Origin of the sequence: Moorena sp. SIO4A1, assembly GCF_010672065.1 — a bacterium.
Taxonomy (GTDB): domain Bacteria; phylum Cyanobacteriota; class Cyanobacteriia; order Cyanobacteriales; family Coleofasciculaceae; genus Moorena.
Map to the genome: position 1 here is coordinate 1 of NZ_JAAHHX010001005.1, position 1,098 is coordinate 1,098.

The following is a 1,098-nucleotide window of genomic DNA, read 5'->3' on the forward strand; positions in this document are numbered from 1 at the left end:
ATTTGCGATCGCTACCCCAACATCCAACAAATCCAGTCCCTCATTCACCACCAGTACTGCATCTCGTTTCACATGAGGAATCAGTAAGTCCCAGGTTGTTTCATCCAGAGATTCCGCCAATTGTACTCTTAAATCCATGTTTAATTCAAGGTTTTCTTAACAGTTCTTTAAACATACAGCAATTTTGCTCCGATGCTTTGTGAGATTTAACCATTTGAGCTTTTGGGCGACAGCCCCGCGCCCTACCTGAAAGGTGGGCGTCGGGAAGGATAGCCCGGTGATGGAATGAAATGGAATCACCAACTAAGAATCCTGGGGAACAGGGAGACGAGCTATAAAACTTCTAATCAATTCAGATGGGGTCATCCCTCTCTTGTCGGCTTCTTGTTTTAATTGTCGTTTTTCAAACTCAGTCACTCTGACTATCAACTTTTTATCTTTCATCTTTTCAGGATTTTGGGTGATCATATGGATATCCATATGTTATATTAATAATAGGTCGATAAGCAAGAGGACAAAAATGAGAGCTGCATATCAATACCGATTAAGACTGACAAATTCACAAATTGCAAAAACAGAGAAATGGCTGGACATGTTGCGTCATCAGTACAACTATTTGTTGGCAGACAGGTTTAATTGGTTTGAGCAAAATCGCTGTTCTATTAATTCTTGTCCCCTTGTTTGTTATTTGCCAGATCTAAGAAATAACCCTGACTACTTTTCCCAGAAGAAAACTCTACCTCAGCTAAAGAAAGATAGACCTTGGTATAGTGACATTCATGCTCACGTATTACAAGATTGCGTAAAGAGAGTCGATCTGGCTTTTAAGCGATTTATTAAGGGAGAAAGTAATGGAAAAAAGAGTGGAAGACCTCGATTGAAAGGGAAAAACAGATATAAATCGTTTACTTTTCCTTCTCTATCCAAGAATCCTATAAATGGCAACATCTTGACTCTTCCAAAATTTGGAAAAGTCAAGATTATTTATCACAGACCTATCCCAGAAGGATTCAAAATCAAAACAGCTACCATAACTCGAAAAGCTGACGGCTACTATGTCACACTGTCCATTCAGGATGATTCTGTTCCCGATATTAA

3 protein-coding genes are annotated in these 1,098 nt (G+C 39.2%); 1 reads left to right on the forward strand and 2 read right to left on the reverse strand.

Going from position 1 to position 1,098, the window contains the following annotated elements; genetic code table 11:
• Together F6K53_RS44815 and F6K53_RS44820 are read right to left on the reverse strand one after the other, a co-directional pair.
• Nucleotides 1-138, reverse strand: a 138-nt coding sequence (locus tag F6K53_RS44815) for a DUF2288 family protein (RefSeq protein ID WP_293087530.1), incomplete at its 3' end; no start/stop codon positions are given.
• A 165-nt stretch (nt 139-303) separates the two neighbouring features.
• Nucleotides 304-480, reverse strand: a complete 177-nt coding sequence (locus tag F6K53_RS44820; RefSeq protein ID WP_293087524.1) for a CopG family transcriptional regulator — start codon at nt 478-480, stop codon at nt 304-306.
• Between the two features lie 40 nt (nt 481-520).
• On the opposite strand from F6K53_RS44820, the gene F6K53_RS44825 reads away from it, so the two are divergent.
• Nucleotides 521-1,098 (forward strand): transposase (locus F6K53_RS44825; protein WP_293087527.1); only part of this gene is annotated, 578 nt, incomplete at its 3' end.

Bases quoted from the DNA above. Each gene is read 5' to 3' on its own strand.
- F6K53_RS44820 (WP_293087524.1), bottom strand. From the start codon at position 480: ATGGATATCCATATGATCACCCAAAATCCTGAAAAGATGAAAGATAAA.